Annotated in this window: 23 protein-coding genes and 1 pseudogene; 10 read left to right on the plus strand and 14 right to left on the minus strand. The window is 63.2% G+C overall.

Annotated features, from left to right (window positions below; all coding sequences use genetic code 11):
- Nucleotides 1–91: 91 nt before the first annotated feature.
- Complete coding sequence (gene pobA / locus A7X77_RS13330) at nt 92–1264, minus strand: 4-hydroxybenzoate 3-monooxygenase (protein WP_064683369.1); 1173 nt, start codon at nt 1262–1264, stop codon at nt 92–94.
- A gap of 119 nt (nt 1265–1383) precedes the next feature.
- Here pobA and A7X77_RS13335 point away from each other — a divergent pair, with 119 nt between their 5' ends.
- The gene (locus A7X77_RS13335) at nt 1384–2271 is read left to right on the plus strand and encodes a helix-turn-helix domain-containing protein (protein WP_064683370.1); all 888 of its coding nucleotides are present in this window, start codon (nt 1384–1386) and stop codon (nt 2269–2271) included.
- A gap of 49 nt (nt 2272–2320) precedes the next feature.
- Here A7X77_RS13335 and A7X77_RS13340 read toward each other — a convergent pair whose 3' ends face one another.
- The 4 genes from A7X77_RS13340 to A7X77_RS13355 form a co-directional block, all read right to left on the minus strand.
- Nucleotides 2321–4708, minus strand: a complete 2388-nt coding sequence (locus A7X77_RS13340; protein WP_064683371.1) for a phosphoketolase family protein — start codon at nt 4706–4708, stop codon at nt 2321–2323.
- A 71-nt stretch (nt 4709–4779) separates the two neighbouring features.
- Nucleotides 4780–5958: an acetate/propionate family kinase gene (locus A7X77_RS13345; RefSeq protein WP_064683372.1), complete on the minus strand. Its 1179-nt coding sequence runs from the start codon at nt 5956–5958 to the stop codon at nt 4780–4782.
- A gap of 239 nt (nt 5959–6197) precedes the next feature.
- The gene (locus A7X77_RS13350; protein WP_064683373.1) at nt 6198–7769 is read right to left on the minus strand and encodes a putative bifunctional diguanylate cyclase/phosphodiesterase; all 1572 of its coding nucleotides are present in this window, start codon (nt 7767–7769) and stop codon (nt 6198–6200) included.
- Nucleotides 7770–8242: 473 nt separating this feature from the next.
- Entirely contained in the window at nt 8243–8797 is a 555-nt protein-coding gene (locus A7X77_RS13355) for a histidine phosphatase family protein (RefSeq protein ID WP_064683374.1), read from the minus strand.
- Between the two features lie 257 nt (nt 8798–9054).
- On the opposite strand from A7X77_RS13355, the gene A7X77_RS13360 reads away from it, so the two are divergent.
- Genes A7X77_RS13360 through A7X77_RS13370 form a run of 3 tightly spaced genes read left to right on the plus strand, consistent with a single transcriptional unit; the run spans nt 9055 to nt 10635 of the window.
- A complete protein-coding gene (locus A7X77_RS13360) occupies nt 9055–9264 on the plus strand; it encodes a CbtB domain-containing protein (protein WP_064683375.1) in 210 nt (69 codons plus the stop codon).
- Nucleotides 9265–9277: 13 nt separating this feature from the next.
- Nucleotides 9278–10012, plus strand: coding sequence for a CbtA family protein (locus A7X77_RS13365; RefSeq protein WP_064683376.1), 735 nt, complete (start codon nt 9278–9280; stop codon nt 10010–10012).
- Complete coding sequence (locus tag A7X77_RS13370; RefSeq protein WP_432431339.1) at nt 10012–10635, plus strand: hypothetical protein; 624 nt, start codon at nt 10012–10014, stop codon at nt 10633–10635. The genes A7X77_RS13365 and A7X77_RS13370 overlap by 1 nt, the downstream gene beginning before the upstream one ends.
- Here A7X77_RS13370 and A7X77_RS13375 read toward each other — a convergent pair.
- Nucleotides 10620–11282, minus strand: a complete 663-nt coding sequence (locus A7X77_RS13375; RefSeq protein WP_064683378.1) for a sulfite oxidase-like oxidoreductase — start codon at nt 11280–11282, stop codon at nt 10620–10622. The genes A7X77_RS13370 and A7X77_RS13375 overlap by 16 nt on opposite strands.
- 111 nt (nt 11283–11393) lie before the next feature.
- On the opposite strand from A7X77_RS13375, the gene A7X77_RS13380 reads away from it, so the two are divergent.
- The 6 genes from A7X77_RS13380 to A7X77_RS13405 all read left to right on the plus strand — a co-directional run bounded on the left by A7X77_RS13380 (nt 11394) and on the right by A7X77_RS13405 (nt 19241).
- The gene (locus A7X77_RS13380) at nt 11394–13268 is read left to right on the plus strand and encodes a sensor histidine kinase (protein ID WP_280950333.1); all 1875 of its coding nucleotides are present in this window, start codon (nt 11394–11396) and stop codon (nt 13266–13268) included.
- Nucleotides 13265–14599: a sigma-54-dependent transcriptional regulator gene (locus A7X77_RS13385; RefSeq protein ID WP_064683379.1), complete on the plus strand. Its 1335-nt coding sequence runs from the start codon at nt 13265–13267 to the stop codon at nt 14597–14599. The genes A7X77_RS13380 and A7X77_RS13385 overlap by 4 nt, the downstream gene beginning before the upstream one ends.
- A gap of 204 nt (nt 14600–14803) precedes the next feature.
- Nucleotides 14804–15787 carry a tripartite tricarboxylate transporter substrate-binding protein gene (locus tag A7X77_RS13390; protein WP_064683380.1) on the plus strand — a complete coding sequence of 328 codons (984 nt, stop codon included), beginning with the start codon at nt 14804–14806 and terminating at the stop codon, nt 15785–15787.
- Nucleotides 15788–16003: 216 nt separating this feature from the next.
- Nucleotides 16004–16465: a tripartite tricarboxylate transporter TctB family protein gene (locus tag A7X77_RS13395; RefSeq protein ID WP_064683381.1), complete on the plus strand. Its 462-nt coding sequence runs from the start codon at nt 16004–16006 to the stop codon at nt 16463–16465.
- A gap of 9 nt (nt 16466–16474) precedes the next feature.
- Nucleotides 16475–17980, plus strand: a complete 1506-nt coding sequence (locus A7X77_RS13400; protein ID WP_064683382.1) for a tripartite tricarboxylate transporter permease — start codon at nt 16475–16477, stop codon at nt 17978–17980.
- A 91-nt stretch (nt 17981–18071) separates the two neighbouring features.
- Nucleotides 18072–19241: a M20 aminoacylase family protein gene (locus A7X77_RS13405; protein WP_064683383.1), complete on the plus strand. Its 1170-nt coding sequence runs from the start codon at nt 18072–18074 to the stop codon at nt 19239–19241.
- A 13-nt stretch (nt 19242–19254) separates the two neighbouring features.
- Here the strand turns inward: A7X77_RS13405 and A7X77_RS34405 are convergent.
- From A7X77_RS34405 to A7X77_RS13440, 8 genes and pseudogenes are all read right to left on the minus strand, one after another.
- Nucleotides 19255–19390: pseudogene (locus A7X77_RS34405) on the minus strand (endonuclease domain-containing protein); the annotation flags it as partial.
- Nucleotides 19371–21200, minus strand: coding sequence for an adenine deaminase (locus A7X77_RS13410; protein ID WP_064683384.1), 1830 nt, complete (start codon nt 21198–21200; stop codon nt 19371–19373). The gene A7X77_RS13410 and the pseudogene A7X77_RS34405, both read right to left, overlap by 20 nt.
- On the minus strand, nt 21197–22117 hold the full coding sequence (locus A7X77_RS13415; protein WP_064683385.1) for a nucleoside hydrolase: 921 nt from the start codon (nt 22115–22117) through the stop codon (nt 21197–21199). Before A7X77_RS13415 ends, A7X77_RS13410 begins: the two co-directional genes overlap by 4 nt.
- Before the next feature lie 4 nt (nt 22118–22121).
- A complete protein-coding gene (locus A7X77_RS13420) occupies nt 22122–23147 on the minus strand; it encodes an ABC transporter ATP-binding protein (RefSeq protein ID WP_064683386.1) in 1026 nt (341 codons plus the stop codon).
- Nucleotides 23140–23919 (minus strand): ABC transporter permease, encoded by a 780-nt coding sequence (locus A7X77_RS13425; protein WP_064683387.1) that lies wholly within the window; start codon nt 23917–23919, stop codon nt 23140–23142. Before A7X77_RS13425 ends, A7X77_RS13420 begins: the two co-directional genes overlap by 8 nt.
- Nucleotides 23916–24743 (minus strand): ABC transporter permease, encoded by an 828-nt coding sequence (locus A7X77_RS13430; protein WP_064683388.1) that lies wholly within the window; start codon nt 24741–24743, stop codon nt 23916–23918. The genes A7X77_RS13425 and A7X77_RS13430 overlap by 4 nt, the downstream gene beginning before the upstream one ends.
- Nucleotides 24744–24812: 69 nt before the next feature.
- Entirely contained in the window at nt 24813–25835 is a 1023-nt protein-coding gene (locus A7X77_RS13435) for an ABC transporter substrate-binding protein (protein WP_064683389.1), read from the minus strand.
- A complete protein-coding gene (locus A7X77_RS13440; protein WP_064683390.1) occupies nt 25832–26881 on the minus strand; it encodes a LacI family DNA-binding transcriptional regulator in 1050 nt (349 codons plus the stop codon). The genes A7X77_RS13435 and A7X77_RS13440 overlap by 4 nt, the downstream gene beginning before the upstream one ends.
- Nucleotides 26882–26888 lie beyond the last annotated feature (7 nt).

Here is a 26888-nt window from a genome sequence, read left to right on the forward strand (position 1 = left end):
TAAATCCCCAAACACTTGATCTGCTGGTTATGGTTCTGCTTCTCGAACACCCGGTTCACTGCGAGTGAGCGCGGCCTTCATCCGCAATCCTTCAGTATGGCAAACCCACATAATTTTCGGCAAGGACCGTCGAGGCGGCGCGGGAATGCGTGAGATAGTCGAGCTCGGCCTCCTGAATTCTCTGATCGAAATCACCGGTATCGGGGAAACGATGCATCATCGTCGTCATCCACCACGAAAACCGCACCGCCTTCCACACACGGGCAAGTGCAATCCGCGAATAGGCGTCGATGCCATGATCCGAGCCTTCGCGGTAATGCTCGATCAGCCCGGAGAAGAGGTAATGGACGTCGCTGGCGGCAAGGTTCAGCCCCTTGGCACCGGTCGGCGGCACGATATGGGCGGCGTCGCCGACCAAGAAAAGCCGGCCGAAACGCATCGGCTCGGCGACGAAGGAGCGTAAAGGCGCGATCGATTTCTCGAAGGACGGCGCGGTTTTCAGCGCCTCGGCGTGGTGCGCCGGCAGACGCCGTCTCAGCTCGTCCCAGAAGCGGTCGTCGCTCCAGTCCTCGACCTTCTCGTCGACCCCGCATTGGAGATAATAGCGGCTGCGTGTCGCCGAACGCATCGAACAGAGCGCAAAGCCCCTCGGATGGTTGGCGTAGATCAGTTCGTGGCTGACCGGCGCCACCTCGGCAAGCAGGCCCAGCCAACCGAACGGATAGACCTTCTCGAAATTTTTGATCGCCCCTTCGGGGACGGCCCTGCGGCTTGCGCCATGAAAGCCGTCGCAGCCGGCGATGAAATCGCAATCGATGCGCCTGGCAGCGCCGTCCTTTGTATAGGTAACGAAAGGAGAGCGGCCGTCGAAATCATGCGGTGCGACATCGGCGGCATCGTAAATTGACAGGGCGCCGCTTGCTTCGCGCCGCTCCATCAGGTCGCGCGTCACCTCGGTCTGGCCGTAGACGGTGACGCGCCTGCCGCCGGTGAGTTCATGCAGATCGATGCGATGGTCGCGTCCGTCGAAGGCGAGCGAGAAACCGTCATGCGGCAGGCCTTCGGCATGTAACCTGGCGCCTGCTTTGGCCTGATCCAGCAGACCGACGGTGCCTTCCTCCAGAACGCCGGCGCGCACCCGGCCGAGGATGTAATCCTTGTTGACGCGATCGAGAATGACATTGTCGATGCCGGCTTCGGTCAGAAGCTGACCGAGCAGCAAGCCGGATGGTCCCGAACCGATGATGGCGACCTGGGTTCGCAAATGCTTCCTCCCTCGCATTTCTTGCGTTTTGTCAGATTCTGCCGCGCCGACCGGATCGCCACAATGGACATTCCAGCCTAAAAATTGCACTAATCGAACATTGGCACGGGAGGAAGCCGATGAGCAGACATATACCAACCTACGAGCTCTACGGCGAAAACGTCGGACGATCGCCGGAGTTTTGGTTGCATTGCGAAACAATTCGCTCCCGGAGCAGCCTGCATCAATGGGAAATCCGACTGCACCGCCACGAAAGCTTCTTTCAGATATTGTACATCGAAGCCGGTTCGGGCGATTCGATCTTCGGCGACAGGAGCCATGCTATCCGGCCGCCGGCGGTCATTACGGTTCCCCCGGGGTTCAATCATGGCTTTCGCTTCTCACGCGATATCGACGGTCTTGTCATCACCATATTGCGGTCCCATCTCAGCCATCCGCCCGGCGAGCGGAGCCATCTCGGCGAATGGCTAGCGACCCCGCATCTGACGCCGCTCGATCCGCGTGATGCCAACGGCGTTCATGTCATGCAGACCTTGCGGCGACTCGGCGACGAATTTGAAAACCGCCGCAGCGGCCGCAACGAGGTCTTGGCCGCCTACGTCGCCTTGGCGCTGCGGCTGACGGCGCGGATCTCTGACGGGAATTCGCAGGAGCTTGCGTCAAACGAAAACGAGCGACGGATGGAGATGCTGGGCGAGCTCATTCAGCAGCATTTTCGATCTCACAAGCCGGCATCCTTCTATGCCAGGGAACTCGGGGTCTCGCCGACGCACCTCACCCGGATCGTCCGGTCGATGACTGGCAGCACGCCGCACGAGTTGATCGCAGCCAAACTCGTCGAGGAGGCGAAGCGTCAGCTTGTCTTCACGCTCGGCAGCGTTCAGGAGATCGGATTCCGCCTCGGTTTTGCCGACCCCGCCTATTTCTCGCGCTTCTTCCTGAAATATGCCGGCCAAACGCCGCGAGTCTGGCGAATGACGGAAAAGGCCCGACTCGACCGCGCATAGCGTTATGCATCCGGTGACGGCGCATTCGCAGGCGTCAGTCACCGATGTTTCATGTCGCAGGCCATGTCCAGTTCCGCACCTCCGGCAGGTCCTCGCCATGTTCGCGCACATAGTCGTGGTGTTCCGAAAGCTTGCTGCGGAAGGCGGCGAGTGCTTCACCCGCTTTTTCCTTGAGACCCGGGACCCGCTCGATCGCTTCGATGGCGAGGTGGTAGCGGTCGAGTTCATTGAGGACGGTCATGTCGAAGGGCGTCGTAGTCGTGCCCTCTTCGATAAAGCCGCGGACGTGAATGTTTTCGTGGTTGGTGCGCTTATAGGTCAGGCGGTGAATAAGATAGGGATAGCCATGATAAGCGAAAATTACCGGCTTGTCTGACGTGAAGATCGCGTCAAAGGCCTCGTCGGTCAGGCCGTGCGGGTGCTGGCCTCTGGATTGCAGCGCCAGCAGATCGACGACGTTGACGGTACGGATTTTCAGCGCCGGCACCGCCTTGCGCAACAGGTCGACGGCGGCAAGCGTCTCCATCGTCGGCACGTCGCCGGCGCAGGCCATGACGAGGTCGGGGGCGAGGGCATCTTCCTCGTTGCTTGCCCAGTGCCAGACGCCGATGCCGGCCTCGCAATGTTTCACCGCTTCGTCCATCGAAAGCCATTGTGGCTCCGGCTGCTTGCCGGCGACGATGACGTTGACGCGATCATAGGTGCGCAGGCAATGATCGCCGACCCAGAGAAGAGTATTGGCATCCGGCGGCAGGTAGATGCGGACGATATCGGCCTTCTTGTTGGCGACGAGATCGACGAAGCCCGGGTCCTGGTGGCTGAAGCCGTTGTGATCCTGGCGCCAGACATGTGAGGTCAGCAGATAGTTCAGCGACGAGATCGGCTTTCGCCACTCCAGTTCGCGCGTCACCTTCAACCATTTGGCGTGCTGGTTGAACATCGAATCGACGATGTGGATGAAGGCCTCATAGCAGGAGAATAGGCCGTGGCGGCCGGTCAGGAGGTAACCTTCCAGCCAGCCCTGGCAGAGATGTTCGGAGAGCACCTCCATGACGCGTCCATCGCGGGAGAGGTGGATATCATAGGGCTCGATATCCTCCATCCAGACTCGGTCGGTGGCCTCGAAGACGCGGCCGAGGCGGTTCGATTCCGTTTCGTCGGGGCCGAAGATACGGAAATTCGCCGCCGCCTCGTTGCGCTTCATCGTGTCGCGCAGGTAACGGCCGAGGATCTCCGTCGACTGGGCCGCGACGCTGCCGCGCTTGCCGATCTCGACTGCATAGCCGATTATATCGGGGGTATCGAGTTCCCGGCGCAGCAAACCGCCATTGGCATGCGGATTGGCACCCATGCGGCGTTTGCCGGTAGGCGCCAGCGCCCGCAGCTCGGGTTTCAGCCGGCCATCGGCGCCGAACAGGTCCTCCGGACCGTAGCTGCGCATCCAGTCCTCGAGAATTTTGCGATGGCCGTCATTCTCACGGCAGTTGGAGACCGGCACTTGGTGGGCTCGCCAGAAGCCCTCGACCTTCTTGCCGTCAACTTCTTTGGGACCGGTCCAGCCCTTCGGGCTGCGCAGCACGATCATCGGCCAGCGCGGGCAGCCGTCCGGAGCCTTGCCGTCACGGGCCTGGCTCTGGATCTCACGAATGCGGTCGAAGATCCGGTCCAGCGTCGCGGCCATCTGCTGATGCATGTCGCGCGGCTCATGGCCGTCGACGAAGAAAGGTTCGTAACCGTAGCCTTCGAAGAGGTGACGGAGATCATCGTCTCCGGCCCGGCCGAGAACGGTCGGGTTGGCGATTTTGTAGCCGTTCAGGTGCAGGATCGGCAGCACAGCGCCGTCGCGGGCGGGATTGAGGAACTTGTTGGAATGCCAGCTCGCGGCCAGCGGCCCAGTCTCGGCCTCGCCGTCGCCGACGACGCAGGCGACGATCAGGTCGGGATTGTCGAAGGCGGCGCCATAGGCATGGACGAGAGCGTAACCGAGTTCGCCGCCCTCATGGATGGAGCCCGGCGTATCCGGTGCAGCGTGGCTCGGGATGCCGCCGGGGAAGGAGAATTGCCGGAAGAGCTTGCGCATACCTTCGGCATCCTCGGAAATATTGGGATAGATCTCGCTGTAGGTGCCTTCGAGATAGGTGTTGGCAACCATGCCCGGCCCGCCGTGGCCGGGGCCGCATATATAGATGATGTCGAGATCGCGGGCGCGGATCAGGCGGTTGAGATGGGCATAGATGAAGTTGAGGCCGGGTGTCGTGCCCCAGTGGCCGAGCAGGCGGGGTTTGATGTGTTCCGGTTTCAGCGGCTCGAGCAGCAGCGGATTTTCAAGCAGGTAGATCTGGCCGACCGAGAGATAGTTGGCGGCCCGCCAATAGCGGTCGATCTGGATGAGTTCGGCGTCGGTCAAGGCGGCGGCGGTCGAGACATGCTTTTCCATTGGCTTCTCCCGTTCGAAAACGCGTTCAACGTCAATTCTAGCCGCTGGCGCCGGCGCGCCATTGATCTGGATCAGCGGGCGACAAGCAGGGACAGCGCCTCGTCGGCGATCACCTGTTCCTCGTCCGTGGCAATGACATGGGCGGTCATGCGGCTTTGCCCGGTGCTGATCGTGAAGTCATTGGCGGCATTGGCCTTTGCGTCGATGGAAAGGCCGAGCCAAGCGAGGCGTTTCGCCACGCCGGCGCGGATCTCCGGCTGATTTTCGCCGATGCCGGCAGTGAAGACAACGGCATCGAGGCCGCCGAGCGTTGCCGCCATGCGGCCGATCTCGCCGGCAATGCGCAGCGTCAAGAGTTCGATCGCCTGGCGCGCCTCCGGCCGGCCGTCCTTCAACAGATCGCGGGTATCGGCGCTGATGCCGGAAACGCCCAGCAGGCCCGAGCGGCGATAAAGCAGATCCTCGATTTCTCCCAGGGATTGCTTTCGCTCTCCGGCCAGATACAGGATGATGCCGGGATCGAGCCAGCCTGGGCGCGTCGCCATCGGGATGCCGTCGAGGGTCGAAAAGCCCATGCTGCAATCGCGGCTGATGCCCCCTTCCAGCGCACAGAGGCTGGCGCCGCTGCCGAGATGGGCGACCACAGCCTTGGCGGCCTGCGGCGCCTTGCGGGTAAGTTCACCGGCGATGAATTTATAGGAAAGCCCGTGGAAGCCGTAACGCTTGATGCCCTCGTCATGCAGCGAGCGCGGTATGGCGAGACGGCGAACGAGATCGTCCTGCGTGACATGGAAGGCGGTGTCGAAGGAGGCCGTCTGGATAAGATGCGGCTTCAGATGCGCCAGCGCGCGGATGAAACGCAGCGCCTGCGGCTGATGCAGGGGCGCAAGCGGCGTCAGTGCATCAATGGCGCCGATCGCCGCGGCGTCGAGGGCGATCGCTTTCGTGAAGCGGTCGCCGCCATGGACGACGCGGTGGCCGGCAGCGCGGCTGGCGGCCATGTCGAAATGATCGGCGAGACGCGCGAAGGTTTCATCGATGACATCGTGGAGGTCTTCCGTCACCTCAGCCTTCAACGGCATGTCGAATGTCTGCGGCCCTCGGCTCAGTCCGAGTGAAACCTGTTCGGCGCGGAAATCGATCACGCCCTTGCCGATGCGCCGCGCCTTGGTGCCTTCCATGGCAAAGATGCCGATCTTGACCGTCGAGGAGCCGGCATTGAAGGTCAGAAGCAGATCGTTCGAGGGCATGTCTTTGTAGACTCCGTGCGGTCGTGATGTGGGTCGAACTTAGCGCCGGCGCAGCCGGCGGAAAGGCATCCATTCGTCCGTCGGTTATTTTGCCCCGGTGCAGCCTATTCGGGCTTCTTCAAAGTCCGCGGCGTGCTGACCTCGGGCGGCGTGGTCGCTTTCGGCATTCTGGCGCGGCTGTCGGTGGAACTGATTTTGCAGGTCGGTTTGATCCGCGCCAAATCTTTTAAGGCATAGTGTCAGGCCGTTGAGGCCAGGCTGGCATTGCGATCGCTGATGAAGATGCCCGCCTCGGCGGCGGGCATCGCCTTGCCGAAAAGATAGCCCTGGCCGATGTCGCAGCCGAGCTGCAGCAGGAAGGCGAGCTGGCCATGCTCCTCGACGCCTTCCGCAGTCGTCTTGATATTGAGGCTTCTGCCGAGGCCAAGCATGGCGCGGACGATCTTTTCCTGGCGTTCGTCGTCGCGATAGGTGGCGATGAAGCTTTTGTCGATCTTGATCTTGTCGAAGCGATAGCGGGCGAGCTGGGCGAGGCTCGAATAGCCTGTGCCGAAATCATCGAGGGCGATCTGGATGCCGGCAGCATGCAGTTCTTCGAGAATGACGGCGGCGATAGCGGGATCCTGAATCAGCGCGTTCTCGGTGATCTCCACTTCCAGGCGTTGCGGCGGCAGCCGGGTTGCCGACAGCACCTTGAGGATGCGGGATGTCAAGAGCTTGTCTTCCATCTGCACCGGCGAGACGTTGAAGGACAACATGACATGCGCCGGCCAGGTGAGCGCGTCGCTGCAGGCCTGGGCGAGGAGATCCTCGAACAAGGCGGTGATCATGCCGGTTTCCTCGGCAATGTCGATAAAGACCGGTGGCGGAATGCGGATACCATCCTCACCCGTCCAGCGCGCGAGCGCTTCGAAACCGCAGAGCTGGCCGGTCTTCAGGTCGATCAGCGGCTGATAGAAGGGCTTGATGTCCTTATTGGCGATGGCGGCGCGCAGCCTGGTTTCCAAGGCGGCGCGCTCTGTTACCTTGTCCTGCATCGAGGTTTCGAAGACGAGAAAATGGTTGGGGCCGCGTGATTTGGCCTCGTACATGGCGAGGTCGGCACGATGGGCGGCGTCTTCCAGCAGTTCGGCTCCGTCAGCCCAGCGATCGTAACCGACGCTGGCGCCGACTTCGACGGCAAAGCCATCGATATGGATCGGCCGGGTCACGGCCTGGATCAGCAGCCTGGCGAAACGCTCCTCCCGCTGCGTCGTCAGGGCAAAGGCGACGATGATGAATTCGTCGCCGCCGAAGCGGTAGACGCAATCGGCATTGCCGAGCGCGCAGATGCGTCTGGCGACTTCGATCAACAACACGTCACCCCCCTTGTGGCCGACGAGATCGTTGACTTTCTTGAAGCCGTCGAGATCGACGGAAAAGATGGTGACGTTGTCGTCCCATTCCTCGATTTCGGCCTCGTCGTTCTTGATCGGCCGTGCGAGAGCCTTGCGCTCGAAGGCGTAGCGGTTCGGCAGCTTGGTCAGATGATCATGAGTTGCCGTCCAATCGGCCTTCGCCTGAGCGGCGACGCGCAATTCCATTTCCTTGCGCAGATCGGCAATGCGCAGCACCGAATAGACGAAGCTCATGGCGCCGGCGATGCCGAGGCCGAGAACGAGCTTGTCGGCACCGTAAGCGCCGAAATCGGTCATGAATGAAGCGAGGCTGTCATCGAACCGGAGCAGCGTCCCGAGGAGCCAGAGGGTTATCCCCAAACCGACGATCGACATGCATTGCCTTCCGGCTCTGCTCTGGAAAAACACAGGCATTATGCCTTCTCCATCTCCACCCGCGTCGCGATATCACAAAAGTCTGAAAGGTTCGTTGAAACCAGAAGGCGAATTATCAGCAGGCTGCTGCGCTGTCGGGAGCCTGGATACGCTTGCGATGCAACCAGGATTGGCATTCGGCTGTTTTACTGATTTCGACCAGAAGGAGAATATTTGCTGCAGGTGGTCGGCACTGCAACGATCAGGAAGAAGAACGAAGACGAGCGTGCTGTCGCATGCTCGCCCTTTCTCGTGCTTCAGGCGGTGACGATCAGCAGCGGAACGCTGACGATGAGACCGGCCAGAACCGCGAACGTGGCGACGCGCATGAAACGCAGGCGCCGCGTCCGTTCTCCACTCCAATCATAAGTCATTCTTCCATCTCCTTGGGACAAGGAAGTAGTCCCCGCAAACTCGGGTTCAACAGGGATGACGCGATTTGCTTGTGTAAGGCTGGATAAAATGAGGAATCTCTAATGCTGGAAGCGCAGAGACCAGCGGCTGCCGTTGCTGGTCATGCGAAGGATGGCGAGCGGCTCGACGTCGCTCAGCCAGAAGGAGGAGGGCGGCGCCTGAAGCACATGCGCGACCGCCGCCCGGATGACAGCCGCATGGCTGACGGCGATGACGTGACCGCCGAGGGCCGATTGGATCTCCATCCAGCCGGCGACGCGCTTTCGCAGATCAACAAGGCTCTCGCCGCCGTGCGGTGCTGCCGCCGGCTCGGTCATCCAGGCCATGAGGCTTTCCGGTTCGTCCGCCTCGACCGCCGCGACCGGCCTGCCGGCCCAGCGGCCGTGGTCGCAATCACGAAGCGCCGGATCTGCCAGGGCTTCGAGGCGTAGCGCCTCGGCGGTCTGGCGGGCGCGCAAGGCGGGGCTCGTGACGATACGATCCGCGCGGGGCAGGGCGGCGATCTTGCCGGCTTCCACTTCCGCTTTGGCCTCAAGCGGTTCGTCGAGCGGGAAAAGGGCCCTGCGGCTCGCCGCCGTCGCGCCGTGGCAGATCCAGGTGAGGCGCGTATTCACGATCGTGCTGACCTTTCGATACGACTGCAGCGCCGCGCGTCTGTTCCGGCGCCGAAGGACGCTTTGCCGGCTTGCGAAGTTTCGTTGACAGTCTCTTCAGCGTGCAGCTATAACCGGGCTGTTGCGGGTTTGGAAGCCGGTGGAAATCCGGCGCGGTCGCGCCACTGTGACCAGCGTGTCGAAAGCTCTTCGCGCTGGAAGTCAGACCCTGCCGCACAAGCACTCTTTCGACTGAACGCGTCATTCCGGAGGAATACATGTCTGACACCACTTTCACGCCCGTCGCGGCACCGGCGCCGATCCCCGTCGGCGAAATTCTTCCCTGGGCGATCTTCGGCGGCTTGCTGATGCTCATCGCCATCTATTTCGTCGGCACCGAGGAAGGCGCGACGGCGCTGTTCAACGGCATGTACGTGCATGAATTCGTGCATGACGGCCGTCATCTCCTCGGCTTTCCCTGCCACTAAGGGAGTTCCCGACATGGTTGGAAATCTTTTGCTTCGCGGCATGTTCGCGGGCGTGATTGCTGGCATTCTCGTTTTCGCTTTCGCCCATATCTTCGGCGAACCGCTGGTCGATGCGGCGATCGCTTTCGAAGAGGCGAGCGCGCAGGCGGCCGGGCAAGCGGCCGAACCTGAAGTCGTCAGCCGCGCCACGCAGGCCGGTCTCGGCCTCTTCACAGGCGTTATGGCCTACAGCGTTGCCGTCGGCGGGCTTTTTGCCCTCGCTTTTGCTTTCGTGCATGGCCGCTTCAGCGCTCTTTCGGCGCGTGGCAGCTCGGCCGCCATCGCCATTGCCGCCTTCGTCGCCATCGTTCTCGTCCCCGGCATCAAATATCCGGCCAACCCGCCGGCGGTCGGCAATCCCGATACGATCGGCGTCAGGACCGAGCTGTTCTTCCTGATGATCGTAGTTTCGGTCGGGGCGCTGATTGCTGCCGTGGCGCTGTCGCGCCGCCTTTCCGAGCGTTTCGGCCTTTGGAACGGCGCGATCGTCGCCGCTCTCGCCTATCTCGTCTTTATCGGCGTGGTGCTTTATCTGCTGCCGCCGATCAACGAAGTGCCGGAGAATTTCTCGGCGATGGTGCTCTGGCGGTTCCGCACGACCTCACTCGGCATGCACGCGATTCTCTGGGCAACGCTCGGCCTTGCTTTCGGAGCGCTGGCGGAAAGACGGCTTGCCCTCAAGGGTGGGCTGCGGCCCGCCTTCCGGTGATCCGGCGCATCGGCAGGCTTGCGGCTCTCGCTCTGATCGCAAGCCTGTTCCCATTGCTTGCGGGAAAAACGTTAGCCCATGAGCGCAGCGCCGGCGGCAGCCATGCCGGCCTCGAGATCCCCGCCATTTCCCACGGCGAGATGGCGGTCATTGCCGATTACCGCAGCGGGATTCTCGCGCTGGCGTCGCGGGCGGTCGATACGAACGAACCGTTCCGCCGCGTCCTGAACTACGCCGAGATCCAGTATTCCTATTGCGCCTGGGGCCGAATGCCGGGCAGCGTCACGGATGAGGAAAGCCCTTTCAACGAATGCGCTCATGCCTATCTCGCGGCGACGAAAACCGTATTGATGGCGATGCGGGAGATGCCGCGGGAGGCGATTGCGGCGGGCGAATTCATCTCAGCCATTGACATCGACATGGCGCGGCGCGGGCTTGCGCTCATCACCTGCAAGTTCAGCGGCGCGGCCTTCAACACCGCCGACATCGTCAAGCCGAATTGGAGCAGGGTGCCGCTTCATCCTGCCAGCATGGCCTCGTTGGCGGGATTGGCTGCCCTGTTCGTTCTTGCTGTCATTGCACTTGGACGCGTCTTGCGGCCGAGGGCTCAGTCGTCGGAATAGCGTTGCTCGCGCCACGGATCGCCATAAATGTGGTAGCCGTTTTTTTCCCAGAACCCGGCCTCGTCGGCGGGCATCAGCTCGATCCGGCGCAGCCATTTGGCGCTTTTCCAGAAGTAGAGATGCGGCACGACGAGGCGCATCGGGCCGCCATGATCCGGCGTCAGCGGCAGGCCCTCCCATGCGGTCGCCAGGATCGCGTCCTCGGCGGCGAAATCGGCAAACGGCAGGTTGGTGGTGTAGCCGTCATAACTCGTCAGCAGGACGTAGGCCGCTTCCGGCTTCGGCATGGCGAGATCAAGCAGATCCCGCGTCGAGACGCCCTTCCAGTTGTTGTCGTAGCGCGACCAAGTGGTGACGCAGTGGATATCGCTGACCCTGGTGCTCTGCTCGATCGCCTGGAAGGCGGCCCAGTTGAGGGTGAGCGGCGTTTCGACCAGGCCGCGGACCTCGAGCCGCCAGCTGTCGGTGGAGACGACCGGCTGCTGGCCGAGATCGAGCACCGGCCAGTTCTTGACGAGGTGCTGGCCGGGCGGCAGGCGTTCGGCTTCCGGACGGCTGACGCGGCCGGTCAAGAATTTGCCCTCCGCCGCCCAGCGGCGCTTGGAACTGGTCAGCTTGCTGTCGGCGGGTGTCTGGTCGTCGCTCATGAGCGGGTCTCCTTGCGTTGCCGCAATAGGACATTCGGCCGACGGGGTGTCAAGTTTCGGCAGACCCTTGGAAATCCCCGTCCGTATCATTAGACTTGAAGCCCGTCGGGCATGCCTTGCTGGGGAGTGGAGGCAGAAAGGGAGGAGCCGGATCTGTCTTCGAGATATCGTGCGATAGCGGCGCTGCTAGTGGTGCCGATCGTCATTTTCGCCTTCTTCACCTATGGAAGCGCGATTGCGACTCGCGCCTATATGGAGGAGGCCTCGGCGCAGGCGGGAACGGCGCTGCGTCTCGCGGTTTCGGCGCTCAGCGGCCATCTCAACCGCTACGAGGCGCTGCCGGCACTGATTGCCGATCATGACGACATCAAGGAACTGGTCAGCGCGCCTGACGACATGGCGCTGCGTGATGCTGCCAACCTCTACCTCAAAGAGATCAACGGGCTTTTGAAATCCTCCGACATCTATGTGGTGAAGCCGGACGGGGAGACGATCGCAGCGAGCAATTATGATGGACCGGGAAGCTTCGTCGGGCAGAATTTCAACTATCGGCCCTATTTCCAGGAGGCGATCGAAGGCCGGCAGGCGCGGTTTTATGCGCTCGGCACGACCTCGCTGAAACGCGGCTATTATTTCTCGGCGCCGATCAGGGTCGAGGCGGACATTCGCGGCGTCATCGTCTTCAAGGTCGATATCGATATGATCGAATCCTCCTGGAGCGGCGGGGAGTACAAGATTTTCGTCTCCGATCCGGAGGGCATCATCTTCATGTCGGGCAGCCCGGAATGGCTCTACGGGGCGATCCTGCCGCTGACGGCCGACCGCATCGCTCGCACGGAAGCCTCGCGGCGTTATGCCAATGCCAGGCTGACTGCGCTGCCGGTGACGCGTCACCGCTTCGAACAGCACGAGCTGATGACGCTGGCAAGCGACCGGGGTGCGAGCGAATATCTGGTGCTGTCGCATTACATGCCGGCCGAGGACTGGACGGTAAACGTGCTGATGGAGACGAGCTCCATCCGGGCTCAGGCGCGCACCGCACTGGTCGCCGTCTTCCTCATTCTCTGCATCGCCGCGCTTGCTGTCGCCGTGCTTCGCCAGCGGCGGGCGCGGCTTGCCGAGCGCATGCAGATGCAGGCCGAGGCGCGCGGCGAGCTGGAGCGGCGGGTAGAGGAGCGCACCGCTGATCTTGCCCGGGTCAACAGCCGCATCGAGGAGGAGATTTCGGAGCGGCGGCTGACCGAACAGCAGCTACGTCAGACCCAGGCCGATCTGATCCAGGCCGGCAAGCTTGCCGGGCTCGGACAAATGTCGGCGGCTCTTTCGCATGAGTTCAATCAGCCGCTGGCCGCCGCCAAGACCTATACGGACAGCGCCACGGTGCTGATCGACCGCGGCCGAATGGAGGAGGCGCGCGACAATATAAGGCGCATCGGCGGGCTGATCGACCGGATGGCCTCGATCAGCCGGCACCTGCGCAATTTCGCCCGCAAGCCGAACGAGAAGCTCGGCCCGGTCCCTCTTGACGAAGCGATGCGTGATACGCTGGAAATCGTCGCATGGCGGCTGAAAGCGGCGGACGCCGAGCTTCGACTCGACCTCGGGACACGGCCGCCTGTCGTGCGTGCCGGTTCGGTGCGTCTGCAGCAGGTGCTGGTGAATGTGATCTCCAATGCCGCCGACGCGGTGGAAGGGCTGAATGACAGGCGCATCGAGGTTTCGGCTTTCGAGGAGGCCGGCAAGGTGGTGCTGACGGTGCGCGACCACGGGCCGGGCGTGCCGGCGGCGATCGCCGAACGCATCTTCGATCCGTTCTTCACGACGAAGGGCGTCGGCAAGGGGCTCGGGCTGGGACTTTCGATCTCCTACAACATCGTCAAGGATTTCGGTGGCAGCCTGGCCGCCGCCAATCATCCCGAAGGGGGCGCGGTGTTCCGCATCGAGCTGCAGTCGGCGGCAGGATTGATGCCGGAGGCGGCGGAATGAATGAAGCGAAGATTCTGCTTGTTGACGACGAGGAGGAGCTGCGCCGCTCGACGGCGCAGGCGCTGGAGCTCTCCGGCTTCAGCGTCGAGACCTTTTCGAACGGCGATCATGTATTGGAACTGATCGGCTACAGCTTTCCCGGCGTCGTCGTCAGCGATATCCGCATGCCCGGTATCGACGGTATGACGCTGATGCAGAAGATCCGCGAGGTCGATCCGGAGGTGCCGGTCATTCTCGTCACCGGCCATGGCGATGTGCAGCTCGCTGTGAAGGCGATGCGGGAGGGCGCCTATGATTTCATCGAGAAGCCGTTCACGGCGGAGATGCTTGCCGGCGTCATTCGCCGGGCGATGGAGCGACGCGGCCTCGTACTCGAAAACCGGCTGCTGAAGGCGGTCGCCGGCAAACGCGACGATATCGAGGCGCGGTTGCCGGGACGCACGCAGGTGATGGTGGATCTGCGCTACCGCATCCGTGCGATTGGGGCGAGCGATGCCGATACGCTCATTGTCGGCGAAACCGGGGCCGGCAAGGAAGTGGTGGCCCGCGCGCTTCACGACATCAGTGCCCGGGCAAGTCGGCCGTTCATTGCGATCAATTGCGCCGCGCTGCCGGCAAACCTTATCGAGAGCGAGCTTTTCGGTCACGAGCCCGGCGCCTTTCCGGGAGCGGTCAGGCCACGTTACGGAAAATTCGAGCACGGGCGCGGCGGCACCATCCTGCTCGACGAGATCGGCTCCATGCCCTTCGACCTGCAGGCGAAGTTCCTGCGGGTGCTGCAGGAACGGGTGATTTCCAGGCTCGGATCGAACGAGATCGTGCCGCTCGACGTCCGCTTCATCGCGACGAGCAAGGTCGATCTCGAGGCGGAGGTGGCAGCCGGCCGCTTTCGCGCCGATCTGCTCTATCGACTGAACGTCGCGACGCTGCACGTGCCGTCGCTGTCGCAGCGGCGGGCGGACGTTCCGCTGCTTTTCCTGCAGCTGGTGCGGGAGGCCGCCGCCCGCTACGGCCGCGACGAGCTCACCGTGCCGCCGGAGGTGATCTCCGACATTGCCCAGCGCGACTGGCCCGGCAATGTCCGCGAATTGAGGAACGCCGCCGACCGTCTGGTCCTCGGTCTCGACAATGGCGGGAGGCAGGCCGAGGAGGCGACCGGTCTTGCAGAACGCGTCGCCGAATTCGAGCGGGGCGTCATCGCCAGCGCACTGGTCGCGCATGGCGGCAGCCTCCGGCCCGTCTATGAATCGCTCGGCATTTCCCGCAAGACCCTCTACGAAAAGATGCAAAAATACGGCCTCGACAAGCGGATGCTGTTTACCGACGGCTGATCCTGCAGCATGCGATGGGTGGATTTCCACCCATCGCAACAGCCGTTTGTTTCCGAATCGACCCATGCTGCACCGCACAGTCTCAGAATCATCTTGTTGAGGCGGTGGCGGTGATTGCGGCTCGATTTTTCCGGGCGGCAAATAGGACATCGCCGGCGCGGAGGATGTGCCGGCGGCTTTGCTTGTTTCATCAGGGAGGAAACGATGAAAATCCTGAAGGCCATGCTCGGCCTGACCGCGGCTGCCGCTGTCTCTCTTCTCGCCGGCGCCGCTTCGGCGCAGACCTATCCCGAGCGCACCATCACCATGGTCGTCCCCTTCGCGGCCGGTGGCCCGACCGATACCGTCGCACGCCTCGTCGCCGAATCCATGTCGAAGGATCTCGGCCAGCAGATCGTCGTGGAGAACGTCGGCGGCGCCGGCGGCACGCTCGGCGCCGGCCGGGTGGCGAACGCAGATCCCGATGGATACACCATCCTCCTGCACCATATCGGCATGGCGACCAGCGCCACGCTCTACCGCAAGCTCGCCTATGACACGCTCGGCGCCTTCGAGTATGTCGGCCTCGTCACCGAGGTGCCGATGACGATCGTCGCCCGCAAGGACTTCGAGCCGGCCGACCTCAAGGGCTTGATCGACTACGTCAAGGCCAACAAGGACAAGGTGACGGTCGCCAATGCCGGCATCGGCGCCGCTTCGCATCTCTGCGGCATGATGTTCATGAGCGCCATCCAGACCCAGCTGACGACTGTTCCCTATAAGGGCACCGGTCCTGCGATGACCGATCTTCTCGGCGGCCAGGTGGATATCATGTGCGACCAGACGACCAACACGACGAAGCAAATAACGGGCGGCACAATCAAAGCCTATGCCGTGACCTCGCCGAAGCGCCTCGACGTGATGAAGGACATTCCGACGGCGGTCGAAGCCGGCCTGTCGGGCTTCGAAGTCGGTATCTGGCACGGCATTTACACCCCGAAGGGCACACCGGCCGAGATCAACGAACGGCTGTCGAAGTCGCTGCAGGTCGCGCTGAAGGATCCGAATGTCGGCGCCCGCTTCGCCGAACTGGGCACGACGCCGTCCTCCGATGCCGATGCGACGCCGGCAGCGTTGAAGGCCAAGCTCGAAGGCGAGATCGCCCGCTGGAAGCCGGTGATCGAAGCTGCTGGCGAATATGCCGACTGAGGATTATCCTCGTCCGGACATGCGCGCGAGCCCCTCATCCTAACCCTCTCCCCGCTTGCGGGGAGAGGGGGCATGCCATGCGAAACGTGGCGGGAACGGAGAGGTTGCGGTGTGTTCCCTTCTCCCCGTTTACGGGGAGAAGCTGCCGGCAGGCGGAGGAGGGTCTAACTCCTTTGTGGCGCATCACGTGAACCATCTCCAACACCAGGAGACACCATGAAATCCATCAGTTTCGACACCACCAATGCGATCTGCGGCGCGCTTTTCGTCGCCACCGGCGCCTTCTTCGCCTTCCAGTCGCTTTCGCTCGACATCGGCACGGCATTGCGCATGGGGCCGGGTTATTTTCCGCTGGTGCTGGCCACCGTGCTCGTGCTGCTCGGCGCGATCATCTTCATTCAGGCGCTGCGTGTCGAAGGTGAGCCGGTCGACGTCTTCGCCTGGCGCGGCATGCTGTTCATCCTGCCCGCTCCCGTCTTCTTCGGGCTGACCGTGCGCGGGCTCGGATTTGCGCCGGCGCTGTTCTTCACCGCCTTCATCGCCTGCTTCGCGTCGCGCAAGATGAACGTGGTGTCTGCGATCATTCTGTCGCTGCTGCTGACGATCTTTTCGGTCGCCGTCTTCAGCTATGGGCTCGGGCTGCCGTTCGAGCGTTTCGGCCCCTGGGTCCGGTTCTAGGAGGCGACGGTGGATCTCTTCAGCAATCTCGCACTTGGCTTTGCCACCGCGGCAACCCTCGACAATCTTCTCTTCTGCCTGATCGGCGTGCTGCTCGGCACGCTGATCGGCGTACTGCCCGGCATCGGCGCCACGGCGACGATCGCCATGCTTCTGCCGATCACCTTTCAGCTCGAGCCGGTCTCTTCGCTCATCATGCTCGCCGGCATCTATTACGGCGCGCAATATGGCGGCTCGACGACGGCGATCCTCATCAATATGCCGGGCGAATCCTCTTCTGCCGTCACCGCAATCGACGGCTACCAGATGGCTCGCAAGGGCAGGGCGGGGGCGGCATTGGCGATCGCCGCGCTCGGCTCGTTCTTCGCGGGCACGGTCTCGACCTTTCTCGTTGCGATCTTCGCACCGCCGCTGACCGACATCGCACTGCAATTCGGTGCGGCGGAATATTTCTCGCTGATGATCGTCGGCCTCGTCTCCTCGATCGCGCTGGCGCACGGCTCGGTCGTCAAGGCGCTGGCGATGGTCGCGCTCGGGCTGCTGCTCGGCCTCGTCGGAACCGATATCTATACCGGCACGCCGCGCTTCACGCTCGGCATCCGCGAATATGCCGACGGGCTGAACTTCGTGGCGCTTGCGGTCGGCGTCTTCGGCGTGGCGGAAATCCTGCGCAACCTCGAAGGCGAGTCGACCCGCACGGTGCTGGTGGCCAAGGTTTCGGGTCTCTTACCCTCGCGCCAGGAATTCAAGGAAATGATCGCGCCGGTCATTCGCGGCACGGCGATCGGCTCGGCGCTCGGCATCCTGCCGGGTGGCGGCGCGATCCTTGCCTCCTTCGCCTCCTATACGGTGGAAAAACGCCTATCGAAGACGCCGCAGGAATTCGGCAAGGGCGCGGTCGCCGGCGTGGCGGGTCCGGAATCGGCCAACAATGCCGGGGCGCAGACGTCGTTCATTCCGCTGCTGACGCTCGGCATTCCGGCCAATCCCGTCATGGCGCTGATGATCGGCGCGATGATCATCCAGGGCATCGTGCCGGGACCGAATGTCGCCACTGAGCAGCCGGCGCTATTCTGGGGTATCATCGCCTCGATGTGGATCGGCAATCTGATGCTCGTTATCCTCAACCTGCCGCTGATCGGGCTCTGGGTGAAGCTATTGACCGTGCCCTATTATGTGCTCTTCCCCGTCATCATGGCCTTCTGCTCGATCGGGGTCTACAGCGTCAATACGAACGTCTACGACCTCTATGCCGTCGCCTTCTTCGGCTTCATCGGCTATGTGCTGGCAAAGCTTCGCTGCGAACCGGCGCCGCTCCTGCTCGGCTTCGTGCTTGGGCCGCTTCTGGAAGAGAACCTCAGGCGCGCCATGATCCTGTCGCGCGGCGATCCGACCACCTTCGTCACCCGGCCGATCAGCGCCACGCTTCTGGCGATCGCGGTCGCCGTTCTGATCGTCGTCTTCCTGCCGAGCGTCAAGAAGAAGCGCGAGGAGGTGTTCGTCGAGGAGGCCTGAGGGATTGAACTTGCGATCCGTTTGATAGACAAGAAATGATCTGACGCGGGCGCCGGCTGGGCGCCCGTTCGCTTGACAGGATATCCAGGCCATGAGCATCCCCGCCCGGATCAAGGACGATCTGCCGTTCCTCACAGCCCTGCGACGTGACCTGCATGCCCATCCCGAGCTCGGCTTCGAGGAGGAGCGCACCGCCGGCATCGTCGCGAGGTTGCTGGAGGAAGCCGGTATTGCCGTGCATCGCGGCCTTGGCGGCACCGGCGTGGTCGGCACGCTGCAGGTCGGCAACGGCACCCGCCGCATCGGGCTCAGGGCTGACATGGATGCGCTCGCCATGCCCGAGGCGGCGGAGCGGCCTTATAAATCGACGGTGCCCGGCAGGATGCATGCCTGCGGTCATGACGGCCATACGGCGATGCTTCTCGGCGCCGCACGGCATCTTGCGGCGACCCGGGGTTTTTGCGGGACGGTGCATTTCATCTTCCAGCCGGCCGAAGAAGGGCGCGGCGGCGCCAAGCGCATGGTGGACGAAGGGCTCTTCAGGCTTTTCCCTTGCGACGCTGTTTATGGGCTGCACAATATGCCTGGGCTTGCGGTCGATGAGATCGCCGTGGTCGAGGGGCCGCAGCTTGCCTCTTCCGACAGCTGGCGCGTCACCTTTCGCGGAGTCGGCACGCATGGCGCCAAGCCGCATCTCGGCCGCGATCCGATCACGGCGGCCGGCACCTTCCTGTCATCGCTGCAGACGATTGTCGGACGCGTCGTCGATCCGCTGCAGCCGGCCGTCGTCAGCGCCTGCTTCCTGCAGGCGGGTGACCCCAAGGCGCTGAACGTCATTCCCGACGTGGTCGAGATCGGCGGCACGGCACGCGCCTATTCGCCTGAGGTGCGTGACCAGCTGGCGACAGAGATCGGCCGGCTGGCCAGCGGAACGGCTGCCATGTATGGCATTTCAGCCGACTACCGTTTCGAGCGGCGCATTCCGCCTGTCGTCAATGACCGGGACGCGACCGCCCGGGCGCTTGCTGCTGCCAGCACGGTATTTGGTGAAAAAGTGCGAACAAGCTTTCCGCCGTCGACGGCGGGCGATGACTTCGCCTTTTTCGCGCAGAAGGCGCCGGGCTGTTACGCCTGGCTCGGAAACGGGCCGGCGGTGGACGGAGCGCTGCATCACAATACGGCCTATGATTTCAATGATGAGGCGCTTGGCTATGGCGCGGCTTATTGGGTGGCGTTGGTGGAGCGGGAGCTGAAGGGTTAGCTGGCGTTTGCGGCCCCTCATCCGCCCTATGGGCACCTTCTCCCCGAGGGGAGAAGAGACTTGCGGCAACGTCTCGCTTCCCTCTTTTCCCCAGCCGGGAGAAGGTGCCCGTTAGGGCGGATGAGGGGGCTATCGGGCACGCCGATCATTGTCTGGTTTATGCTCCGAGTCCCACAAAACCTCCAGCACCGGGCCTTCCATCACTCTCCCCGTCACCACATCCGCAATCCCCCTGTCCGTCTGGTGCGGGCCGGCATTGCAGGCCAGCGTTGCGCCGAAGCAGGCCTTGAAGACGCGGTAGGGCGGTTTCCAGTCGACGATCTTGTCCATTGCCTTGCGGATGCCGGCGAAGGCCGAAGCGGTATCCTGCAGCGAGGCGTCGGTCACCAGGCCGGAGAGCGGCAGTGACAGGATCGCTTCGATCTTGCCGCCTCCGGCGACCGCCATGCCGCCGCCGGCTGATATGACGGCGTTGGCGGCGAGCGCCATGTCGCGGGCGTTGCCGCCGAAGACGGTGAGGTTGTGGCTGTCATGCGAGACGGTGGTGCAGAAGGCGCCGCGCCATTCGCCCCAGCCGGTGAGGAAGCCGACGCGCGTGATACCGTCGGCCTTGCCGTGGCGGTGGGCGACGGCGATCATGGCGCTGCCGGCAGGCGGCACGACGAAGCCGTCCCGGACCTCCGTTTCGGCCTCGCCCCATTCAGTGAAGCGCGGGCGGTCGATGGTGGCGACGCGGACGCGATTACCCTTTGCCGGGATGCGGAAATCGTTCTCGGTCAGCGTCGGCAGCTTGACGGAATTGGTGAGAGGCGCCGTATCGAGCGGCTCAACGACCGCTTCCATGCTGCCGTTGCGGGCGACGATGCGGCCACCTGAGATGACCAGCCGCGCCCGGAATTCCGCGAGATCCTCGAAAAACACGAGATCGGCGCGGCGGCCGGCGGCAACAAGACCGAGGTCGGAGCGCTTCAGCCGCTGTGCGGCGTTGAAGGTTGCGGCTTGGATCGCCCATTCCGGCTTCATGCCGTAGCGCACCAGCCGGCGGGCGACGTCGTCGAGGCCGCCGCTCTCATAGAGTTCATCGGGGAAAACGTCGTCGGTGCAAAGGGTGACGGTGGGCGGCAGGTGGCCGAGACCGTTCAGCACCTCGACGAACTCCTGCAGCAGATGATCGTGCGAGCCGCGCAGTTCGATCGTCAGACCGGCGGCAAGCTTGGTGGCGAGATCGGCGCCGGAGGTGAGTTCGTGGTCGGAGGTGACACCAGCCGCCATGAAGGCGTTAAGATCGGCGCCCTCAAGACCGCGGGCATGGCCGCAGACGAGCTTGCCGGAGGCGAGGCCGGCATTCACGATCGCGCTCATCCGGGGATCGCCATCGATGACGCCGCGCATGTTCATGACCTCTGCAACGCCGCCGACGGCCGAAGAGCGCAGCATCTCGGCAATGACAGCGGCATCGAAATCAGCGCCGGCAATTTCCAGGCCCGGTGCAGACGGCACGCAGGAGGGGGCAAGCAGGATCATACGCAGCGGCAGCGCGCGTGCGGCCTCGATCGCCCAGCGCACACCGTCGAGGCCATGGACGTTGCCGAATTCGTGCGGATCCCAGACGACCGTGGTGACGCCGCGCGGCAGCACGGCGCTCGCATATTCGGCCGGTGTGACCATCGAGCTTTCCACATGCATGTGCGTGTCGATCAGGCCGGGCGTCAGGATGCTGCCCGCCGCATCGATGACCTCGGCCGCATCCGCGCGGCTTGCCGAGGCATGAACGCTTGCGATCAGCGCGCCGACGAGACCGATATCGGCGTCCCGGATCAGGCCGGTCACCGCATCGAGCAACCGGCCGCCGGTGATCAGCATATCGAAGGGAGCATCGCCGCGCGCAGCCGCAACGGCGCGGGCGCGCAAAGCGGGATCGTTAAGATCGGCGGGCTCCGGGCGAGGGATGGTGTTCATTTGCGGGCCTCGTTGACCAGGGCGGCGAGAATGATGGCGCGCGCCTTATCGGCATCGATGTCGGTGGCGAATTGGGCGTTGTAGGTCGCATGCGTGGCACGAGTCTCGACGACAGTGCGGCCACGGGTGAGAGCGCCCTGAAGTTCGACGTCGATGCGCGCGGGGCGGAATGTAACGATGTCAGGGGCGATGAAGGCGACGGCGGCGGATGGATCGTAGATAGCCATTCCAGGGCGGCCGCGGCTGGTGCCGATGCCGATATAACCGGAAAACATATCTGCGATCAGTTCGGCATTGGCGCCACCGGCATGGCGCACCAGTTCGGCATCCTCCGGCCTTGCCAATACCTTGCGGCAGAGGTCGAGATCGACCATGCGCAGCGGCAGGCCATGGGCAATGACGATCGCAAGCGCCTCGGGATCGGCAAGCGCGTTGAATTCGGCAGACGCCGTGTGATTACCTGATGTGACGCCGCCGCCCATCCAGACGAGGTCGTCGATGCGGGTGGCGAGATCGGGACGGGCGAGCGCCACCGCAGCGATATTGGTGAGCGGCCCGAGCGCCAGGATGCGGTGCCGGCCCTGACCTTCCAGCCAGCGGCAGAGCGCGGCGAAGGCATCGCGTTCGGCGAGGGTAGGCGCCTGCGGCAGGCCTTTGCCTGATGTCGGGATGCCGAATTTTCCGAGAATCGCCTGAGCGGTTTCGAGCGTGCCGAGAACCGGCATGGCGCGGCCGGTATGAATGGGGAATGGCCAGCCGAAGGCACTGGCGGCGCCGGCGGCATTCATTCTGACTTGCGGCAGTGGCGCATTGCCGAAGACCAGCGAGACGCCGTCGATCTCATATTCCGACTGTCTCACCACCAGAATCGCGGCGATGTCGTCGAAGCCCATGTCCGTGTCGATCCAGACGCCCATGATTTCACCCGAACCGTTTGAGGTTGGCCGCGCCGGCGACCGGCAGGTCGAAGGCGAGTGCACTGCCGATCTCGTGCGGCGGCAGGCCCGCATCGATTTCGGCCTTGATGGACCCGAGCGGCGTATCGAGCAGATATTCGCGGGTATTGCCGGCGAAAGATGTGCCGCGCACGGTGCCGTGAAATTGACCGGAGCCGAGGATCACCGCGCGTGGACGCCAGGCGAGGCCTGCCGCAGAATCCGGCGTCGCGCCGGAAAGTGCGACCGGCCCGTTCGGCGTCGCAAGCTTTCCGTCCTTCAGCGCGAAGACATTTTCGAAGCCGACGAAATCGGCGACGAAGGCGGAGGCTGGGTTGTTGTAGATCTCCTCCGGCGTGCCGATCTGCTCGATGCCGCCGTTCAGCATGACGACGATGCGGTCGGCGAGCGCCAGGGCCTCCACCTGGTCATGGGTGACGAAGATCATGGTGACGCCGGTCTCCTTCTGCACGCGCTGCAATTCGGCGCGCATTTCGAGGCGAAGGCGGGCGTCGAGATTGGAAAGCGGCTCGTCGAGCAACAACACTTTCGGCTCCATGACCATCGAGCGGGCGAGCGCCACGCGCTGCTGCTGGCCCCCCGAGAGTTCGGCGGGCTTGCGGCCGGCGAAGGCGGTCAGACCGACGGATTTCAGGCCGGCGCCGACGCGGGCATCGAGATCGGTGCCCGAGATTCCCTTGAGCCGCAGGCCGAAAGCGACGTTCTCATAGACGGTCAGATGCGGAAACAGCGCGTAGGATTGGAAGACGAGGCCGACGGCGCGCTTGTTGGCGGAGACGCGGGTAATATCGGCGCCGTCGAGACCGATGCGGCCGGAGGCGGGCATCAGCAGGCCGGCAATCGCGCGCATCGTCGTCGTCTTGCCACAGCCGGAGGGGCCAAGGAGTGCGACGAGTTCGCCTTTGCCGATCGCGAGATCGAGATCCCTCACCGCGACCGTATCGCCATAGGCGAGCGTCAGCTTGTCGAGTTGAAGATAGGCATCAGACATAACGCGAAAATCCCAGGAAGCGTTCGGCGAGGAAGACGATGCCGATCGAGAGGAAGGCGAGAAGGGCGGAGAGTGCCGCGATGGACGGGTCATAAGTGGTTTCCATGTAACCCAGCATGTCGATCGGCAGTGTGCGCACACCGGGGCCGGAGAGGAAGAGCGACACCGGCACCTGATTGAAGCTGGTGACGAAGCCGAGGATGAAGGCGGCCAGAATGCCGCCGCGGATATTCGGCATCACCACGCGGAAGAAGGCGCCGAGCCTGGAGGAACCAAGCAGGACGGCCGCTTCCTCGATATCCGAACGCAGATTGTCGAGGCTCGCGGAGACGACACGCACGGCATAGGGCAGCACCAGCGCCGCGTGGGCGAAGAAGAGGGCGAGCGTGATGTTGAAGCCAAAGGGCACGACGAGATAACGCAGCAATGCCAGGCCGACGATAATGCCGGGAACGATGATCGGCAGCGAAACGACGGTGCGGACTGTTTCTGCCGCCGGCAGCCGGTAACGCGACAGGGCGTAGGCGGCCGGGATGCCGAGGACGAGGGCCGCAAGCGTTCCGAAGACGGCGAGGAACATCGACATGGCGAAGCTGTCGCGGAAGCTTTCAACGGTGAAGACCTTCGTGACCCAGCGCAGCGACAGGCCCTGTGGCGGGAAGGCCAGCGTATCGCCTGCCGAGAGGGAGGCGGCGATGATGATCAGGAACGGGCCGATCAGGAAGACCAGCAGCAGGAAAAGCACGATAGGCGAAAACAGGCGGAGGGTCATCGGCGGTTCCTCGCCGTCGCGAGGCGTTTCAGCAGGATATTGGCGGCAAAGCTCATGACGATCAGGATGAAGGCGATGACGCTTGCCGAGACGAAATCATTGGCGACGGAAACCTGCTGGTACATCAGCGTTTCGAGCATCAGCACCTTGGAACCGCCAAGCACGGCGGGGGTGATATAGGCGGTCAATGAGCCTGTGAAGACAAGTGTGCCGCCGATGACGAGCCCTTCGCGGGTTAACGGCAGGACGACCTTCCAGAAGACCTGGAACCAGTTGGCGCCAAGCACACGGGCGGCGGGAATCGCATCCCTCGGCATGTTTTCGAGGGCGCTGATCAGCGACAGGATCATCAGCGGCAGGAAGAGCTGCAGCAGACCGATGAAGACGGCGGTTTCGGTGAACAGCAGGCGCAGCGGTTCGGCACTGAAACCGAGGCCTGTGATCGCCTGGTTGACAATGCCGGTGCGCCCGAGAATGACAATCCAGGCATAGGTGCGCGCCACCGGCGAGATCATCAGCGGCAGGGTGACGAGGCCGATCAGCCGCCCTTTGCCCTTCGCCGGCAGGTTGACGATGGCGAAGGCCGCGGCATAACCGATGACGGCCGAGACGGCGGTGACTTCGAGGCCAAGCCGGAAGGAGCGCAGGAAAACAGTGCGGTTCAGCGTCCCGGAAAAGAAATCGGTATAGGCTGACAGCGTCCAGCCGCCACCGGTGCGGAAGCCCTCCGACAGCAGGATTGCGACGGGCAGCAGAAAGACCAGTGTTGCAAAGACGGCTGCCGGCAGGGCAAGCGCCAGGGCTTCTGCGCGGTTTTGGAACATAAGGCGCCTTTCGATCGATGGGATCGCGGTCCCGGCAGGTGCGCCGGGACTTGTCTTCACCCGGGGAGCTTACTGGCCGACCTTTTCGTTCCAGCTCTTCAGCCAGCCGGCGCGGTTGTCGAGGGCGATGGCGGACGGAATGAGCTTGAGGCTCTTGGCCGTTTGTTCGCCATAGGTGAGGTTATTGACCGCCGCTTCGGAAAGCTTGACCTCGCTGTTGGCGGGGCTGTCGATCAGCTTCTCGGCGAGTTTGGTCTGGATTTCGGTCGAGAGCCAGAAATCCATGAACTGCAGGGCGAGATCCTGATTCTTCGAACCCTTGGTCAGCACCAGCACGTTCATGCCGCCGGTCTGACCCTCTTTTGGGGTTGCCCAGTCAACGGGTACGTCGAGCTTGGTGAAACCAGCCCAGGAGAACCGGCCGATGGGAGCCGCCCAGATCTCCTCCTGCTGCATCAGCTGCACGAGCTGGGAGGATTTTTCGTAGAAGGTGACAATGTCGTCCTTCTTCTCGCCCAGTGCCTCAATCGGCCCCTTCAGATCCGGCGTGTCCTTGCCGAGCGCCAGGCCCAGCATATAGAGCGCCGGCGGGCCTTGGTTGGTGGTGACATTGGGGAAGGCGACATGGCCGACATATTCCGGCTTCAGGAGATCGGCCCAGGAGTCGATCTTCATCTTGTCGGAGCGGAAGGCGATCGAGGTGGCGTAGAAGGTGTAGCCGACACTCATGCCGTCGCCGTTCGGGTCCTTGGCGATGTCGTACAGCTTGGCGAAATTGGAAAGTTTTGCAGAATCGACCTTGTCAATCAGGCCGGCGCGCGCGGCGGCCAGCGCATCGGCCATCGAAACCGCGGCGAGATCGACGACGGGACTGGCCTTGTTGGCTTCCATCTTTGCCAGACGCTCGACGCTGTTACCGGTCTCGACCACCAGCTTGCAGCCGCATTGGGCTTCGAACGGTTCGTAGACCAGCGCCTTGTAATCATCCTGGGCGAAGGCATAGACGGAAATGGTCAGCGTCCGTTCGGCGGCAGCCGCACTCAACGGCGATAGCGCCGCAAGTGCTACTGAAGCAATGAGAGCTTTTTTCATCTTACGTGTTCTCCATCTCTGGGGTTTTTAATGCCGGGTTCACAAGGCCCGGATGATTGGCGGACGATCAACTGCATGGCGACACGTTCGATCTCCGCGGTAACGAGCATGCCCTCCCGGGCGCGACTTTTGCTTATCGTATCGGCCAGGGCGGACACGGCAATCCCGGCAATCCTGTCCATGTCCATCCTGACCGTCGTCAGGGACGGCCTGACAACAGGCGACCAGATAAGGTCGTCGAAGCCGGTCACGCTGACATCGGCGGGAACGCTAATGCCGGCCTGCTGCAGTTCCGTCAGCGCGCGCAGCGCCTGCAGATCGGAGAGGGCCGCGAAAGCGGTGAAACCCTGTCTCACCCTTTCGGCGAGGCCGAGCGGACAGCCGCTGCCACCATCCCGCTCCAGCTTGTCGACCCACAGGGTTTCCGCCTGCATGCCCGGGCGCAGACCGGCGCGGATACCGCCGGCGCGGTCGTTCTGGACGCTGGATTCCTGGTTGTTGCCGATAATGAGGATGCGCTGGTGACCGAGATCGGCGAGATGGACGGCGATTTCACGCCCGCCCTGCCAATGATCGGCGGAAACCGTGTTGTCCGGCGTCGAAGGGGTGTCGATGACGGCGACCGGACAGGCGAAAGACGAAATGCGGGTGGCGCGGCGGGGAATGACGACCATGCCATCGACGCCGCGTTCGACCAAGCGGTTGATCGCCTCGTCCTGCGTGGCGGCATCGCCGCGGGAATCCGCGATCAGCACGCCATAACCCGCGGCGGAGGCAGCGAATTCGATCGCCTGCGCGATCTTCGGAAACAGAGGATTGGCGATGTCGGGCAGCACGAGGCCGATAACACCGCTGCGGCCGGTCCGCAGCGCCCGGCCGGCCTGGCTCGGGACATAACCGAGCTCGGCGGCATGCTCGCGAATTCTTTCGACCAACTGGTCGGAGACCCGGCCTTTGCCGGAAAGCGCATTGGAGACCGTGGCAATGGAGACGCCGAGCGAGGTCGCTATCCTGCTGAGGTTCGGTCCCGGGCGCGATGAAGCCATGATTCAG

Source organism: Rhizobium bangladeshense, assembly GCF_001662075.1.
Taxonomy (GTDB): Bacteria; Pseudomonadota; Alphaproteobacteria; order Rhizobiales; family Rhizobiaceae; genus Rhizobium; species Rhizobium bangladeshense_B.